Annotated in this window: 8 protein-coding genes; 6 read left to right on the top strand and 2 right to left on the bottom strand. The window is 54.1% G+C overall.

Going from position 1 to position 17,778, the window contains the following annotated elements; genetic code table 11:
* Nucleotides 1-48: 48 nt before the first annotated feature.
* A complete protein-coding gene (locus tag HFP54_RS07540) occupies nucleotides 49-2,451 on the top strand; it encodes an alpha-L-rhamnosidase-related protein (protein WP_168564613.1) in 2,403 nt (800 codons plus the stop codon).
* A 65-nt stretch (nucleotides 2,452-2,516) separates the two neighbouring features.
* On the opposite strand, the gene HFP54_RS07545 is transcribed toward HFP54_RS07540, so the two are convergent.
* Complete coding sequence (locus HFP54_RS07545) at nucleotides 2,517-3,002, bottom strand: GxxExxY protein (RefSeq protein ID WP_206036040.1); 486 nt, start codon at nucleotides 3,000-3,002, stop codon at nucleotides 2,517-2,519.
* Nucleotides 3,003-3,067: 65 nt separating this feature from the next.
* Here HFP54_RS07545 and HFP54_RS07550 point away from each other — a divergent pair, with 65 nt between their 5' ends.
* From HFP54_RS07550 to HFP54_RS07565, 4 genes are all read left to right on the top strand, one after another.
* Entirely contained in the window at nucleotides 3,068-5,911 is a 2,844-nt protein-coding gene (locus tag HFP54_RS07550; protein WP_168564614.1) for a family 78 glycoside hydrolase catalytic domain, read from the top strand.
* A gap of 219 nt (nucleotides 5,912-6,130) precedes the next feature.
* On the top strand, nucleotides 6,131-6,358 hold the full coding sequence (locus HFP54_RS07555; RefSeq protein WP_168564615.1) for a hypothetical protein: 228 nt from the start codon (nucleotides 6,131-6,133) through the stop codon (nucleotides 6,356-6,358).
* Between the two features lie 54 nt (nucleotides 6,359-6,412).
* Nucleotides 6,413-9,664 carry a family 78 glycoside hydrolase catalytic domain gene (locus HFP54_RS07560; protein WP_168564616.1) on the top strand — a complete coding sequence of 1,084 codons (3,252 nt, stop codon included), beginning with the start codon at nucleotides 6,413-6,415 and terminating at the stop codon, nucleotides 9,662-9,664.
* Between the two features lie 58 nt (nucleotides 9,665-9,722).
* Entirely contained in the window at nucleotides 9,723-10,646 is a 924-nt protein-coding gene (locus HFP54_RS07565) for a sugar phosphate isomerase/epimerase family protein (RefSeq protein ID WP_168564617.1), read from the top strand.
* A gap of 318 nt (nucleotides 10,647-10,964) precedes the next feature.
* On the opposite strand, the gene HFP54_RS07570 is transcribed toward HFP54_RS07565, so the two are convergent.
* Nucleotides 10,965-12,260, bottom strand: coding sequence for a BNR repeat-containing protein (locus tag HFP54_RS07570; RefSeq protein ID WP_168564618.1), 1,296 nt, complete (start codon nucleotides 12,258-12,260; stop codon nucleotides 10,965-10,967).
* A 686-nt stretch (nucleotides 12,261-12,946) separates the two neighbouring features.
* Here HFP54_RS07570 and HFP54_RS25505 point away from each other — a divergent pair.
* Nucleotides 12,947-17,719: a family 78 glycoside hydrolase catalytic domain gene (locus HFP54_RS25505; RefSeq protein ID WP_235951338.1), complete on the top strand. Its 4,773-nt coding sequence runs from the start codon at nucleotides 12,947-12,949 to the stop codon at nucleotides 17,717-17,719.
* Nucleotides 17,720-17,778: the final 59 nt, after the last annotated feature.

Here is a 17,778-nt window from a genome sequence, read left to right on the forward strand (position 1 = left end):
TCCATTTGCATAGCCACTATCTAAACAGGCACTTCGGAAAGCTTCCCCATGAAATCGATCACCAAATGCGGGTACATCGTCAGCGTTGTCTTCCTGACTCTTTCATTTACTTTGTTTTCACTGACAACCTCCCGTGCCAATGCCGCTAACCCCGATTGGCGAGCCCAGTGGATCTGGCAAGCAGCCGAAGGGCCGTCGAATACTTGGGTGGCGTTTCGAAAAACCGTGAACATCGATGATGTTCCGGAGAAGGTTGTCGCGAGCGTTTCTGCGGACAGTAAATATTGGATGTGGATCAACGGTGAGTTGGCGGTCTTTGAAGGCAGCGTGGCGCGCGGGCCGAGTCCGGCCAAGCCATGGAAACGAGTAAAGGAGATATGGTTAGCGCCACCGGAGGATAAGCCGTCCAACAGTTGGTATGAAGAAGCTGAAATCACCGAATATCTGAAGTCCGGTGAAAACACGATCGCGGTCCTTGTTTGGTACTGGGGTGCCGAGACCCACAAGGGAACTCATATCGACAGCGGCAAGGGCGGGTTCATCCTGCAAGCTGATCTCGGCAAGGAAACGCTCGTGACCGATCAATCATGGAAGGTGAAATCCAACCCGGCTTACGCACTCGACAGCGGCGATACCGGGACAAGCATCATCCAGTACAACGTCCAATATGACGCCCGCGAAGCGATGGAAGACTGGCAGTCGGCTGACTTTGACGATGCGGATTGGGCCGCCGCAACGCAGAAGGGAATGCCACCGACGGCGCCCTGGTACGAGCTCGTGAAGAACTACGTCCCGCCGCTGGTGAATCATGGTCTGCAGTTCTACACGAGCCATCCGGAATCGAAGTTCCCGTTTTCCAGCGACGGCCAACCGATCAACGCCGTGCTTGCGTTTAACCAGCAGATCACGCCGTGGTTGGAGGTCGAATGCGAGGCGGGGCTAGAAATCAAAATCACGACCGATGACCCGCACAACAAAATCAGTGCGTTCTACACAACGAAAGAAGGCCGCCAATCGTTTGAAGCCTACTCTTGGATGAACGGACACCGCGTGATCTATGACATCCCGGCGGGCGTCGAAGTACTGGGTCTGAAATATCGCTGGATGAGCGTCGGCGAGATGGCGGGCTCGTTCGCGTGTAGCGATCCGTTCTACGATCGATTGTGGCAGATGGGACGCAACACGCTGTTTGTTTGTGCGCGTGACAACTTCATGGATTGCCCCGATCGTGAGCGTGCGTGCTGGATCGGTGACGTCGCGGACCAATCGAGCTATCTCTTTTACTGCATGGATAAGTCTGGTCGCCAGCTTTTGAAGAAGGCCATTCGCACCACAATGGCCTACAGCCACGAAGGCATCTACGCGGCCCTCGGACCGCTTCGACTGCGTGAACTGCCTAGCCAGAGCTTGCAGTTTGTCGACCAGGGCGTATGGCAGTACTACTTGAACACCGGCGACATCGAAACACTGCGTTACGCATACCCTTACGTCCGCCAATATCTCAAACTGTGGAACCCAGGCGAGGATGGCTTGCAGGTGCGCAAGAAACCATCGATGGATCATTGGAACTGGAGCGACTGGGGGCAGAAAGACACGATCGACCAACAGATCGTGATCGACTCGCTGTACTTCATGGCGCTTAACAGTGCTGTGAAGATGGCAAATGAGCTCGGCGAAACCGGAGACGTCGCGTGGTACCAAAAACGCATCGACGCGATGAAAGCCGGCTTCGACAAGAAGTATTGGACGGGTAAGTATTACTCGAGTCGTCCCGGCAAACTGCAAGACGACCGAGCGAACTGCTTGACGATTCTGTCCGGGATCGCACCCAAGGACAAACATGCATCGATCGTCCGCAATGTGTTGATTCCAAACCATTTCTGCAGTCCGCATTTCGAATGGATGGTGGAAGACGCAATGTGCCAGGCTGGCTTCCACGAAGCGGCTTTGCAGCGGATGAAGCAGCGCTACCAGTCGCAGGTCGATCGCGAGTGGCAGACCACGCTGTACGAAAAATTCCCCAAAGGCGGCACTTACAACCATGCCTGGAACGCTCCCAATGCGATTCTCGCCAAACACATCGCCGGCATCGTTCCGACCCAACCCGGTTGGCGAGAATTCCGGATCACTCCGACACTGCTGCACATGACTTCGCTCGACCAAGACATCCCAAGCGTTGTAGGGGATGTCGCCGTCAGCATGCAGCGCAATGACAGCACATTCAGCATCAACCTCCAATCCCCCGAAGGCACGACAGCCATCGTCGGAATCCCCAAGTCGGTTGGCGACATACACAACGTCCGTGTCAACGACCAAATCATATGGAAGGATGGCAAGTTCACCGGCGACAAATCCAATGTCGAATTCGCGAGCGAAGACAAAGAGCTCATCAAGTTCAAGCTTGGAAGCGGCCAGTGGAGCATTGTTTCGACGACCGCGAATGAACATTGATAGACGTGAATTCCATGCTCGTCGCTATTCGCGTCCGTTCCCATCCGTTTGCGGTTTCTCCCTCATCAACTGCTTTGCAAGACCACTCGACGCCATTCGAGTTTGGCGTGTTTGAAATTGATTAGCAGACCAACCTGAAGCTCTGTGACTTTCAAGTAGTTCAACATCTGCCCAATCTCGTGATCGCCAATCCGCTCAACCGTTTTTGTATCCACAATCACTTGGTCAAAACAGATCAGGTCCGGAATGTACTTGCCGAGCTGAGTGGCCTTGTATGTGATCGGGAACTCCGGTTGTTGCAGTGCGGGAATGTCGCGCAGTCGAAACTCCACCATCAAACCGTTCTCATAGATCTTTTCATGAAAGCCGTGCCCCACCGTGTTCAACACTTCCATCGCACATCCCACGATCTTGTGACACTCTTCTTTCAAAAGCAAGTCAGCCATGATCACCTCGCACACAAAACGAAAATAATTGCCCAGCCCCGTAACAAAAACCGCGAATGAACGTTGATGGACGTAAATCCCATGGTCGTCGCTATTCGCGTTCATTTGCGTCCATTCGCGGTTCCACGAATTCTACTAGCACTTGCTTGGTTCAATCTGACAACAAGAAGATGAAAACTCTACTACTCACCCTTTGCGTCTTCCTACTGGGCTCTAGTCCATCTTTCGGCGACGAACTATCTAAGATTATGCTGGGGCAATTGACGGTCGAACATCTGCACAATCCGATTCAACTGGACCAGCCGATGCCGCGGTTGAGCTGGAAGATTCTTTCGGATGATGAGACGACTCGTAATGTGGTGCAGAAGTCCTATCAGGTTTTGGTTGCCAGCCGGCCTGAGTTGCTGTCTGGGGAAAAGGCTGACCTTTGGGATAGCGGTGTCGTCGAGTCGGATCAGTCGGTGCTGGTGCCCTATGAAGGCAAGACGCTGACCAGTCGCCAAACGTGCTACTGGAAGGTTCGCGTTACCGACAACCACGGTCGCCGAAGTGGCTGGTCGAATGTGGGAACGTGGTCAATGGCACTGCTGGATCCCGCCGACTGGTCTGGTTCACAGTGGATCGGTTTGAAAGAGGACACACGTGATTCGGATTTGGCGTGTCGTTGGAGTCTGACGCTCAAGAAGTCGCTGCGATCGCACCCGTCGCCGCTGCTGCGAAAGGACGTGTCGCTGGACAAAGTCATTCGCAAAGCGATTGCCTACGTCAGCGGCGTTGGCTATGCCGACTTCTATATCAACGGCCAAAAGGTTGGCGACGCAGTGCTGGATCCGGGCCAAACGAACTACGGACAACATACTCTTTACGTTGCTCATGACGTGACCGATTCGCTGCAGACAGGAACAAACGCGTTGGGGTTCTGGCTGGGCAACGGTTTCTATGGGCAGAACATCGGATTTGACGGAAAGTTCGGCTACGGCCAGCCGAGCGTACGAGCCAAAATTTTCATCAAATACGCCGATGGAAGTACGGACGAAATCGTGACCGATGAAAGCTGGAAAGCGACGGTCAGCCCGACGATTTTCGACAACGTGTACTGGGGTGAGACCTATGACGCGCGGCAGGAGATTGATGGCTGGGCGCAGCCTGAATTGGACGATTCCGATTGGCAAACAGCAGTGCAAAAAGAGCCGCCATGCCCGGACAATCGGCTTCGGCCTCAGTTGCTGCCGCCGATCAAGGAAGTCCAACGTCTACAGCCGGTGTCGATCAAAGAGGTGGCTCCCGAAACGTGGCTGTTCGACTTCGGCAAGAACATCGCCGGCTGGGTCGAGATGGAAGTCTCGCAAGATCCCGGTGATGTGATTGAGATCCTGCCTGCTGAGGTACTGGACAAGGTGACCGGGCGAGCGGACCAGCGGACCTACGGGGGTGCACCGGGCCGGCCCTATGAACTGTATCATGTGTGCAAAGGAGGCGGTTCCGAATCGTGGTCGCCCAGGTTCACGTATTCCGGCTTCCAGTACGTCGAAATCAGCGGACTGAAGAATCCTCCGACCAAGGACAGCGTCACCGCTGTTTTCGTTCGAAGCGATGTAAAGCGAACAGGATCATTTGAATGTTCTGAGGATCTGTTGAACGAACAATACGCAGCCAGTTTGCTGAGCTTGGAAGGCAACTGGCATTCGCTGCCGGAAGATTGTCCGCATCGTGAAAAGTGTGGTTGGCTGGGTGACGCTCACGCGACGGCGGACCTGAGCCTGTTCAACTACGACATGAACACCTTTTACCTGAAGTACATTCGCGACATCGAAGACAGCCGTCGCAAGGATGGTCGTCTCCGTCGCGTTCGACCGAAGAGTGCGGGCGTTCCCACGATGGTGGCTCCGGGCAAACGAGCCAACCGGATCGCGAACATTGATTGGGGTGTCGCCTACCTAATTCTGCCGTGGCGTTTGTACGTTCACACGGGCGATGCGGAGGCGTTCCGTTCTCGTTTCGATCATGTGAAGGATTTCCTGGCCTACTATCGCACTTACAGAAACAAACAAGGCGTGATCGACAACGGTCTGGGTGATTGGTGCCCGCCGCGATGGGATCGCAAGCAGGCTCCTGAGTACATGGAGTGTCATCCGTACGTATCGGGAACCGCTTTCTATTTCCAGGCGTTGCACATCGCCAGCCAGATGGCGCAGGTTTTGGGCGATGACCGATACAGTCGGCAGTGCCTTGAGGAAGCGGAGGAAATCAAAACCGTGTTTGAAAAGGTTTACCTGCAGCCAATCAAGGACAGCGATCTGAAACACTACGGCAGCCAAACCGCGACGGTGATGGCGTTGAAGTTGGGAATGGTTTCCAAGGACGACACGGACGATCGTGTTGAAGGCTTGGTGCATGACATCAACGGTCTGCACGACGGTCATCATGCTTGCGGAATTCACGGACTACGGCATCTGTATACGGTGCTCGCCGAACAGGGACGAGACGCGTTGGCTTACGAGATGCTGGCCGACACAGCGTTCCCCAGCCCAGGCTATGTGCTCAGTTGTGGTTTATCGACTTGGCCCGAACGTCGTTGGGAGTGGAAGAAGGAACGCTACTATCGCAATTCGTTCAATCACCCAATGAACGGCGGCTTCGCGGCATTCATGCACGAATCACTCGGCGGTATCAATCCGGACCCTGCATCACCCGGCTACAAGCATTTTTACTTGCAACCTCGATTGACCGCCCAACTCGCTTGGGCATCCGCCAGCACCGAATCGCCATATGGCGTAGTGCGTAGCGAATGGAAAACCGAAGGCGACATGTTCCGGTGGGAGATCGAGATCCCGGTCAACACGACCGCAACCGTACGTATTCCTTGTTCACCGAACGCCGAACTATGGGAAAACGGTCGTCAAGTAAAAGACGCTTCGCCGGCCACCGATTCCAGAGGCGAACAATGGTTTGAGCTGAAACTCGGATCAGGAATCTTTCGCTTCGAAGTCCGCCGGCAGAAGGTAGCCGAATGAGATCCGTAATCGACCAATGCGACACAACACGAATAGTGCGAGATGCTTTGCGCCCCAAAATGCTGGGGGACTGTACCCGCCAAGCTGAAAAGCAACGTCTGTAGGAACGCGAGCTTTGTCTCGGGATCTTCTTTGTCCCAAGAAATTAACGAGTGGACGCAAGTCCATTTTCCGGCGTGCTTCCCAATCACACTGCGGTAACCATTCAAGGACATCAAAATGCAAGCTGGACTGTTTGGCATCGGGCTCGATACCTACTGGTCGCAGTTTGACAACCTGCTGGAGAACTTGACGGGCTATCGATTCAGTATCGGCGTAAAGGCATTCATAAACCAATGGTTCATGGGCGGGCCCGCCCATCACTGTGCCATCGGAGTCGGACACATCGCCGGAAAGATCAGAAAGCTCGCCAAGCTATTGAGAACCGAAGTTCATCAAGTCTGCTAACGCATTGTCGTAGCAAACGCCACATCAAGCCTACCTTCACTGTCCGTCGAACCAATGACACTTCTTCCAGACGATCCCAAGCACCTCACTTCGATATTGTTGTTTGCGATATTCGCAGTTTTGACATCGACCAGTCATGCGACGGTTCAATTGACGGATCTACGTTGTGAATATCGGGTCGATCCGTTGGGAATCGAAAATATCCATCCGCGGCTTAGTTGGAAGATCATCGATTCCGACAAGACGCGAGGTCAGAAACAGACCGGTCACCGAATCCTTGTGGCGAGCAAAGAGAACAAACTGAAGCAAAACATCGGCGACCTTTGGGACACGGGGCTTGTGCCGGGGGCTCAGTCCGTGAACAACGTCTATAACGGCACTTCCTTGTCGTCTGGACAGCAGTGTTTCTGGAAAGTCTGCATCACTGACGCATCCGGCAAGCTTTCTGATTGGAGCCCGATTGCAAGGTTCACCGTTGGGCTGCTGGATCCTACCGACTGGAAAGGCGAGTGGGTTTATAAAGCGGATCAGGAAAAGACTGATCACAACTGGTATCGCAAGAGTTTCAAGCTGTACCAAGAGCCTCGATCAGCATTCGTCTATGTGGCTTCATTTGGCTATCACGAACTCTACGTAAATGGCGAAAAAGTGACGGACAATGTTCTCAATCCAGTCGCGTCATTCATGAAGAAGCGGATTCCATATCTCACCTATGATGTCTCGGACTACTTGACGACGGGCGACAACGTGATCGCGATCTGGCACGCAGCGGGATGGGCACGCTGGCGACGGACGCCGGAGTATCGAAGCGTCCCATTTGTATTCAAGGCTCAAGTGGAAATCGCAACCAATGAGAACGAGCTGAGCTTTGGTTCGGATGAAAGCTGGAAATGCAAAAAGAGTTATAGCTCCTATTTTGGCGATTGGGATGTCTTAGATTTCGGCGGGGAAATCATTGATGACCGGCTTCACGAAGAGGACTGGAACCGAGCCGACTATGACGACAGCGGTTGGGGCAATGCCCGTGTCTACCGTGCGTCGGACCTGAACGCGAAGTTCCCAGACGGCCAAACGGTCACCATCGCGATCAACAGCACCAAAGATCGAACGTTGAATGTGGGTCCGTACACCGACATCGAAGCCGAATTGACCGCGCAGATTGTCCAGCCGCAGGTTCGCTTCAAAGAAGTGAAACCGATCGAGGTCAAGGATAACCATGACGGCACCTACCGCATCGACATGGGAGAAAACTACACCGGTTTCTTCGAGATGCACTTGTACGATGGCACGGAAGGGGAATCGGTTTTCTTTGAAATCAGCGATCGGACCGAAGTCACGATGAACTGGAATCAAAAGAGCCAATACATCTTCGGCAAAAGTGGAAAAGGACGCTTCACCAACCGTTTCAATGTGGCGGGCGGCCGGTGGGTGACCGTGTACGGCTTGTCATCCCAGCCACACCTAGACGACATCAGTGGCTACGTCGTCACCTGCGATCGCCCTCAGGTCAGTAAGTTTGAATGTTCCAATGATCTGCTAAATAGGATTTACCAAGTCAACCTTAACACCTATCTGGCCAACACACTGGACGGCATCCTGATGGACTGCCCACACCGCGAGCGCCGCGGTTGGGGTGAGGTGACGGTGGCCGCGATGTACGGCGATGCGCTACCGAATTTCGATAGCGGTGCCTACATGGAGCAATACCTGCAGTTCCAACGTGATGCTCAATTGCATGATGGTCAAGTCCGCGCGGTGATCAACGAACAGGACCGTCCGTTTCTGATGTGGAAAGCTAACAGCCCGATCACTGTATGGGAAACCTACAAAGTGTTGGGCGATCCCAAGGTGCTGGAGGACAACTACCAGGCGATGCAACGTTGGATGCAGTGGCTCCACAATGCTTCCGACTATCAGACGGGCGGGGCACTCAAAATTGGAACGCAAGGCGCCAGGGAATTCCCAGGCCTGGGTGACTGGTGCACGCCGAGAGGCAACTTTTGGGACAGCAGCAATTCGCCAGATGCGGCCCATTTCAATAACTGCGTTTACGCCTACATGCTGTCGTGTGCCGGGAATATCGCCAAAGCCCTTGGCAGAACAGACGACGCACACACGTATGCCGACCGCTTAAAAGCCCAGCAGCAAGCCACGCACCGGCAGTCATACGATCCGGAAACTGGAAAGTACCTAGACGGCAAACAGGTCGATCAAGCCTTTGCACTGCTGGCTGGTGTGACGCCGGAATCTGAGAAGGCCAAAGTTCGTGCGCAGCTGGTAGAAAACTTACTTTACACGTTCCCCTACTACGACACGGGCAGTTCCGGACAGGCTTTGTACACACGCTATTTCGTCGAACATGGCGAGCGAATGGATCTGGTTTATGAATTACTGAGGGACAGGCATCATCCCAGCTATGGTTATTTCATCGAGCAGGGGAAAACGACTTGGCCGGAACGCTGGTCGGCGGTCGGGAACAGTCAAATCCACACCTGCTACACAGGGATCGGAGCCTACTTTATCAAGGGGATTGGAGGCATTCGCGTTGATCCGGATCACGCCGGATTCAAACAGTTCTTAATCAAGCCCGCGCCGGTGGGCGACCTAGCGTATGCGAACACGCAGTACGAATCCATGCACGGCAACATCGTGGTGAATTGGCGGCGTGATGGAACCGCCGCGACCTATCACATCGAAGTGCCGCCCAACACATCGGCTACCGTATTCATTCCGGCCACCGACAAACAGCATGTAAGGGAGAGCGACGTCCTGGCAGAGAAGTCTGAAGGAGTCACGTTTGTTGGTGGCGAGCCCAGCGATGCGGTGGGACACTATGTCGTTTATCAAGTCGACTCGGGAGTTTACAACTTCTATGTCGACGAGCTACCCGAACCACGCTTCCCAGATCCGCTGGCCAAGACGTCGAACCTATCAACGATTGGACGCATGAATGCGTCGTCCATGTTCATCGAGTCAGAAAAGCTGCCAGGGTTTGAAGCGTTCAAAGCCAACGACGAGAACCGTGAAACTTGTTGGAAAGCGGCTGAACCAAACCATCAGTGGATCGAAGTATCGTGGCTGAAACCACAAGAATTCAGCCGCGTCGTCATCCAGGAACAGGGCGATCACATCACCAGCTACAAGGTATTGTATTGGACAGGAAGCGAGTGGAAGAAGCTTGTTGCGGGAGGTGAATGTGGGCGAGATCGAGTTCACGAATTCAGTCCGGTCAAGTCCACCAAATGTCGGTTGTTGATCCCAGAAGCCGCCGCGGCACCGACCATCTGTGAGTTTCAGGTGAATTGATTGGTAGCAACCTGACCCGGCCATCCCGTTGGACAACCCTAAGAGCGAGCAATAACAGATGATGCGACGAAGAAACCTGCTATGCGCCTCGTTGGCGACTGCGTTGTCACCGCTTTGTATGCGGTCCACTGGGGTTTGCCATGCTCAGGATACAGACCAATCGAGAGTGAAAAGTAACGTCCGATTGAAACTGGGGCTTAATGCATTCACTTTCAACACAGCACTGATCTCAGGGGAGATGACACGCAACGATGTGATCGACTTCTGCTGCCGTCATCAGATTGATGGGGTGGATATGACGGGATACTACTTTTCACAGTATCCGGAGGTTCCCGACGATCAATCGCTGTTGGAGTTCAAGAAGTATGCCTTCGAGAATGGTGTCATCATCAGCGGGACGGGCGTAAAGAATGATTTCTCAGTGGCCGATTCGGAGCTATTCCAAAAGGAAGTGCAGTTAGTCAAAAGCTGGATCCCCGTGACGGCCAAAATGGGAGGCGATGTGCTGCGAGTCTTCTCCGGGAAAAGATTGCCCCAATCCCAGGACCGCAACGCCTGTTTTGATCGAATGGTTCAAGCATTTCGAGACTGCGCAAAGATGGCCGCTGACCATGGCGTGATCCTTGGTGTCCAGCCCCATCATGACTTTCTGAAAACGGCCGATCAGACCATCAAACTGCTCGACGCCGTGAACGAACCTTGGCTGAGGGTCGTGTTGGATACCGGCAGTCTGCGAAACGAGTATGTTTATGATGAAATCGAAAAGCTGTTACCCTATTCAGCGACGTGGCAATTAAAAAAAGATGCCTGGATCGACGGAACAATGATGCCGGTCGATCTGCCTCGGATCAAGTCGATCATCCACAAGGTTGGCTATCGTGGCTTTTTGCCATTCGAGCTAACAGGGAGCTTTGATGATTTGGCCGCACGTCGCATGGAGGCCACAGACTTTTGCACATTGATCCAAGAAAAACTTCTCTGATTGCATGATCTCACTCGGAGCAAAACTCCGGATCAGCATCTTGCCTTCATGCCTAGGCATCGTGATTCAGCGTCGCGACTGTCCAAGCAACTCGCCGCAGCGGAACGAATGAAATCCAACAAAGTTCCGATGAAGAAATAGAGAGTCGCGCTGGGTGAGTCGCGTAGGAACCAAGTCAGAGACCGACACAAATGCGATTCTCGATTCGCAGGTTTTGAGAACCGCAGATTTGATGCAATCAGGTGATTGACGCTGGCAGACCGAATCGGCATGGCCTCTGACCTGAAATACGTTGAAACAGGCTGTCTCTGCAGGTGGCTATTCAAGCTTCACGTCGATCACAGTGATATTCTTGCCTTTTTGGCCGATGATCGATGTCCAACCGTCGTGTGATGGGCGTTGGAGATCGAGTGACAACTTGCTGTCTTCGAAGGTGGATTCAAAACCAGATGCGAGGACCTTGAATTTCGTCGGATCGGCTGGGTTGGTTCGATAGAAAGTGTCATTGGATACAAGGTAAAGGTTGCCATTGTAGGTCAAAAGCTTTCCAAGCTGTGGCGCTTGCATTCGTGTCCAATCGCCGGCTTGGGGATCACGCTGGTAAATCGTCGGATCGCCGTTAGGGCCGCGTGCCAGAACATGAACTCGGCTTTCCTCGTCGACGACCATCGACCCGCCGTTGCGATAGCCGTGTCCAGGCGGGATCTTCATGACAGTGATGCCGGTGCTGTCGGCAGTGATGAATTCGAGACCGCGTGTTGCGACCAACCTCCCGTCGTTGTTACACCAATGAATCCCTCCGTCGTCACTGTAGGCGTAGCAAAGGTCGTGTGAGGTGCGATGATCCGGGTTGTCTCGCCAGCACCACGTCAAGTGGCATCTACCGTGTTGGAACACCAACCCAAACGGATACGCGTTCACGGTTCCGTCACCACCAGACCAACGTTGGTCGATGAACTGACTGGACGGTTCATCACGCGGTGACCAAGATCCGCCTGAGTAATGAAACAGATGTGAGTTTGCGGCCCCGGACCCACCACCGAGGCGCAGGTACAACAGCATCGAATTGCCGTGCGAGACGAAACTCGGATACGTCACGCTTTCTAGTTTGGGAGCGGTTTGGTCGACGATCTTCTGAGCGTCATTGCGGTGGCTGCGACTGTCTATGATTCCCAAGTGATTTTGAACGATCCCGAACAATTTCTCGTTCCAAACGACCCGTTCTGGGGCCTTGGCGATTGGTTGGATACTGCGGCGATACCGCAGAGTTGACAGGTGGTGGTCAAACGACAGATGAATATAACCATCGGACGAGATCCCCATTGCAACCTTCTCGTGACCGTCTCCGAATCCGCGTGAGATCACGCCGCCCTTTCCGCGATCGCCAGTGCTGGTCCGTTGGTAATCGGATAAAGACACGACAGCCCAGGGACCATCCGGCAGCTTCCGTCTGGCTACCGAAACCTGCTTTGCGTCATCCCAGTAGGCGGCATATTGCCAACCGCTGAACGTCTGAAGTGCCCCCGGGCCGAAGTTCCATTGTGAATGCCGATCCACAATATCTAAAGGCATGCCGTTTTCAGAAACCAACGAACGCTGGATACCGTTTGCCATCAGACCCGTTACCGCAGGAGCATCAGCGTGCAATAGGCATGATTGAAGAAGTAGTGCAATGGACGCAACGTGTCTCGCGATCATCTTGTTTCCGTTCAGAGTTCCACTGGAATATCAAACGCTCTTGCGTCGACGCCATTATCACGGATGAATCAACGGTTCTTAGTTCATTCGAGTGTCAGATGCCGAGCGTGAATTCTACACCGATTCATCCACCACTCTGTTCGGCGACCGAGATACCTTTCGCGCCTGGGAATCCAAAACGGTCTTGCTGCAGAACTTGACCGAGGACCGACACATTTTTCGCGACGAATCACCAACGGTCGTTGACAGCACAACGCGAGGCGATGCGGCTTCGCCTCCGACGAGGTTTGCACCAAGCGGCTCTTGCGACAACATCGGGTACAGAAATCAGAAGACCAAGAAACTGGACGAACCAGCGTACCAACATCGCCCTACTTCTTTCAATATTCCAGTCGTCCCTGGCAACCGAGGGACGACTCCGGTGACCTAGAAACCTTTGCACGGAAACAGCCCACACCGGAAGGCCTTCGGGCAGGCGGTACTATCGTGCTAGTTTCCGATTCGATTGTCCAGGTTTTCATCGACCTCACGGCTAAACTGCACCTTGGATTGGGAGGCGTCCAAGCCTCCAACACCAGAATGAACAAGCAGCGAACCGTGTGATGAAAAACTTTCGACCCGTTTTCCTGTCCGCATTGTTTCTATGGGCAGGGTCTGCGCCGAGCTTTTCCGCCGGCCTGCAACCTCATTCGCTGACGGTGGGAGAAGGGTTTGCCGACCCGATTGGCTTTTACGATCCCTCACCTGTTTTCTCATGGAAGTTGCCGGCGGATAGCGGTGTGACTTCCCAGTCTGCCTATCAGATCATCGTGACGGATGTTCCTCAAACTCGGGCAACACCGCTTTGGGATTCAGGAAAGATCGTGTCGGATCAATCCACATGGGTGCCCTACAGTGGTCCGGCGCTAAAGTCTCGCCAGCAAATCGTTTGGCGAGTCCGATTTTGGGATGACCAGGGCCGCCGTTCGCAATGGAGCAATGATGCGACCATTGAGATGGGACTGTTGTCCAATTCCGATTGGAAAGCGGACTGGATTGAGGTCGAAGGCGAAACGGCAGCGGCGGATGAAATCACGATCTTGAAAGCGGAGTACGGAAGTCGTGAAGGAACCTCTGCGCAAGTGGTCGACGTCACGGCCCGACTGTCCAGAGCCATCGATCGCGGCGTTATCCCGTTCCCTGTGACGAACGCGAGACTGGGCGGAGATCCGGCGCCAGACACCGCCAAGACCTTGTGGGTCGAATTTCAGTTCAACGGCGTAACGAAGAAGGCGACCGTAGCGGAGAACAAGCGGTTCAGCCCGTTGCCGCCCTGGACGGCCCACCCCGGTTACTACTTCCGTCACAAATTTGACGTCCGCGCACCGATCACCAAAGCCAGGTTGTATGGATCAGCACTTGGCATCTGTGAATTTCATATCAACGGCCAACGCGTCGGCGATGACGTTCTGAGCCCTGGTTACACAGCCTATTCCAAACGAGTGGAATCGCTGGCTTATGACGTGACCGACATGATCCATGAAGGTGATAACGCTATCGGTGCCTTGCTGGGGGAAGGTTGGTACGCGGGACGATTGTTGCTGAGCAAGCCAACCGAGCTTCGAGAGTTGAATCCAAAACTGATTGGTCAACTGGAGCTTACATTCGCAGACGGAACCGTCGAAACGATCACAACTGACGATACGTGGCGTGGGACCGATCAAGGCCCCATCCGGGCAGGCGGCTTTTACCATGGTGAAGACTACGACGCGACGCAAGAGTTGGGCAATTGGAATCGCCCCGACTACGACGATTCCGCTTGGAAACCCACCAAGTCAACCAAGCTGGACAAACAACGTTTGATTGTGCCGAAACGAATGCCGCCGGTCCAATGCATGAAACAAGTTGCGGCAACTCAGCTAACGGAACCCGAACCGGGGCGTTATGTCTTTGATTTCGGCCAAAACCTAGTTGGTGTTCCCGATATCAATATCCCTGTAATGAAAGGCGAGAAAGTTCAAATACGCTTTGCCGAGATGCTTCAACAAGATGGGTCGTTGTATACGGAGAACTACCGCAGCGCGCGATCTCAGGCGACTTTCCAGGCTGCCAAGGACGGGACGATCCATTACCAACCCTCATTGTCCTTTTTTGGCTTTCGATACGTGGAACTCAGCGGTTTGTCCGCAGGTGCGAAGCTGACGAAAGATGCGGTGGTCGCGAAGGTCCTACATACCGCGTTTCATTCCAGTGGTGAATTCGCTTCGTCACACGACAAGTTGAATCAACTGCAAAGCAACATCCGCTGGGGTCAAATTAGCAACTTTGTAGATATCCCGACCGACTGTCCGCAGCGGGATGAGCGACTCGGCTGGACCGGTGACGCACAGGTTTTCTTGCCAACATCGTTCTTCAACTATGACGTCTACTCGTTCTGGGCACGCTGGCTGCAGAGTGTTCGCGACGAGCAAAACGCCGACGGCGAGATACCGCATACCGTTCCGGCCGGTGGATTCGGCTATGCCAGTCCCGGCTGGGCCGATGTGATCGTGACGGCACCGTGGCAAATTTATGTACGTACCGGCGACCCTAGCATCCTGCATGACAATTATGCCGCGATGCAAAGATGGGTGTCCGTTTACGAAAACCGATCGAAGAACCTCATTCCAAATCTGAAAGGCTGGGGCGATTGGCTGCAGCCGTACACAGAATCGGATCGCAAAGGTGACACGGCTCAAGATCTGATCGCGACGGCCTACTTCGGTCGCGACGCTCGTATTCTGAGTTGGGCCGCCGAGGCCATTGGTAAAGAAGACGACGCGGCGCGTTACGAAAATTTGCACGCATCGATTCGAACGGCATTCACGAATCGCTACTTTCCCGAGAACGAAATTCACGTCGGCGCAGACACCCAGACTGCTTGCTTGATGGGTCTTGGCTACGACTTGATCGAAGCTGATCAGCGGGATCGAGTCGCCGGAATCCTAATGACAAAATTCAAGGAAGCCGACCGACACCTGAGGACTGGATTCCTGGGCACGCCCTTGTTGGCCCCCGTGTTTGATGAACTCGGGCACCCAGAAATCTGCTACGAGTTGCTTTTCAAAGAAAGCTATCCGTCGTGGTTCTATTCGATCAATCAGGGTGCGACGACAATGTGGGAACGTTGGAATAGCTACAGCCATGCCGACGGTTTCGGCGACGCCAGCATGAACTCGTTCAACCACTATGCGTACGGCGCGATTGGTCAATTCTTGTACGAGCGTGTCGCGGGCCTGTCACCTGATCCCGAACGGCCGGGCTACAAGCACTTCTTCGTTCGCCCGCTGGTCGATGGACCACTCGATTCAGCATCGGCGGAACTTGAAACACCCTATGGGACTGCTAAGAGCCAATGGCGGCGCTCCGACGACGGGATCATTGTCGAAGCCGTGGTGCCGCCGAACGCCACAGCGACGGCCGAACTTCCGGCGGACGGAGCGGTCGACATTCAGCACAATGGCCAAACAGTTGAAAAGACAACCACTGATGCGGACATGATCCTGGTCACGCTGCAGCCAGGAACCCATCGCTTGGCAATCAAAACGAGCCACGATTCACAACCGGATCAGATTGTGCCTCCCAAAGGTGGCCAACCCGCGATGTCGTTTGCCCCGCAGACCAAACTGGAATTTGCATCCCAGAACGTAACAGCGGAAGCAGGATGGGCAGAAGCAACACAAATGCCATTCAGCGATTTGTACCGGGTTGAATGCGACGAACGCTTCACAACCCCATCCGACGTGAAGCTTTGCATTCCCATTGACGAAACGATCCAGACTGGCGACGTCGTTCTGGTTTCCTATTGGATCTGTCGCCCCAAAGCGGGCGGCCAACCGAACAACGTGTACCTTTCCATCGGCGATCCGTCTGGAAACGGGGTCTATCAAAACAAGCTGTCCGCATATCGAGAGTGGAAACAACACGTTCGATCGTTCGTGGCAACGGAGACAATCGACGCATCGACCGACGTGGTTCGATTCGATCTTGGGGAAGCGGGCACGGTCGTGGAGCTCGCCGATTTCCAGCTGGTCAATTATGGCAGTGACTACGACATCGAATCGCTGCCGAGATCGACCGTGATGTACGCGGGACGCGAAGAAGATGCTGCATGGCGAATCAACGCGTGGGAGCGAATAGAGAAAATTCGCAAGGGCGACTTGGAGATCGAAGTTGTCGACGCCCAGGGCCAACCTGTACCCAATGCGAACGTCCATGTCGCCATGCAAAAGCACGCCTTTGGGTTTGGGAACGCGGTCAACGCCGAGATGCTGGGCGCACCTCAGAGCGACTTCCCCATCACCCCGAAGAAGAAAATTCCTGTCAGCTGGAACGACGCACAAAAGTACCGCGAAATCGTCAAGCAATACTTTGACCGCGTGACCTTCGAATCAGAACTTCGGCCGCATAATTGGCAAAACTTGAGTTCAGACAATCCCGTCTGGCAGCGACGCAAAGACATTTTGCTGAACCGAACACTGCCATGGTTGCTTGAAAACAACATTGCCGCGCGAGGCCACTACATCGGCTGGGCTCCAATGGACTTCAACGCTTTCGAAAAACAGTTCATCGGCAAACCGGACGAGCACCGCAAGTGGCTTTGGGGACACATGGCCGATGTATTGCCGGCCACCAGCCAGTACGTCAAAGAGTGGGATACGATCAACCACATCATCGGCTGGGGACAGCATACCTACGAGAAGGAATACGGGAGCCCGAAAATTTACGCCGACATCATGGCCGAAGCTCGAAGATTGGCTCCCAATGCATCGCATGCCATCAACGAAGGCAAAGTGCTGCCGGACGGTTACAAACGTGAGCCTTACAAAAAAATCATTCGTTACCTGAACGAACAGAACCAAGGCCCTGACATGGTTGGATTCATGGGGCACTTCGGATTGACATCGCTGACGCCTCCCGAAGAACTGCTGAGGGTTTACGATGAGTTTGGGACCATCGCACCGCGACTACAACTAAGCGAGTTTGATGTGGATGCAGGCGATGACGATGAACTCCAAGCCGACTACTTTCGCGACGTCATGATTGCTTCCTTCAGCCATCCGAACTTCGAAGCAATCTGCCAATGGGGATTTTGGGAGCCGTTACATTGGAAACCTGCCGCTGCCCTGTGGCGGAAGGACTGGACACTGAAACCCGCCGGAAAGGTCTTCGTGGATCTGGTCGCCAAACAATGGTGGACGGACGAAACACTGGTGACGCCCGACGATGGAACGTGCAAGACGCGAGGTTTCTTGGGCACGTACCAAATCACGGTCACGAGCGAGGGGATGACGGCGGAACAAACGGCCAGCCTGGAACGCAGCGGAACAACACTGCGGATACGGCTTGGCCAGTAGTGCGGTCGCATCCGTCGATCGACACTCCACTGCCCACTGCCCTGCCCCGGGCAACCCGC

The organism is Crateriforma spongiae, assembly GCF_012290005.1.
In the GTDB taxonomy this organism is placed as follows: domain Bacteria; phylum Planctomycetota; class Planctomycetia; order Pirellulales; family Pirellulaceae; genus Crateriforma; species Crateriforma spongiae.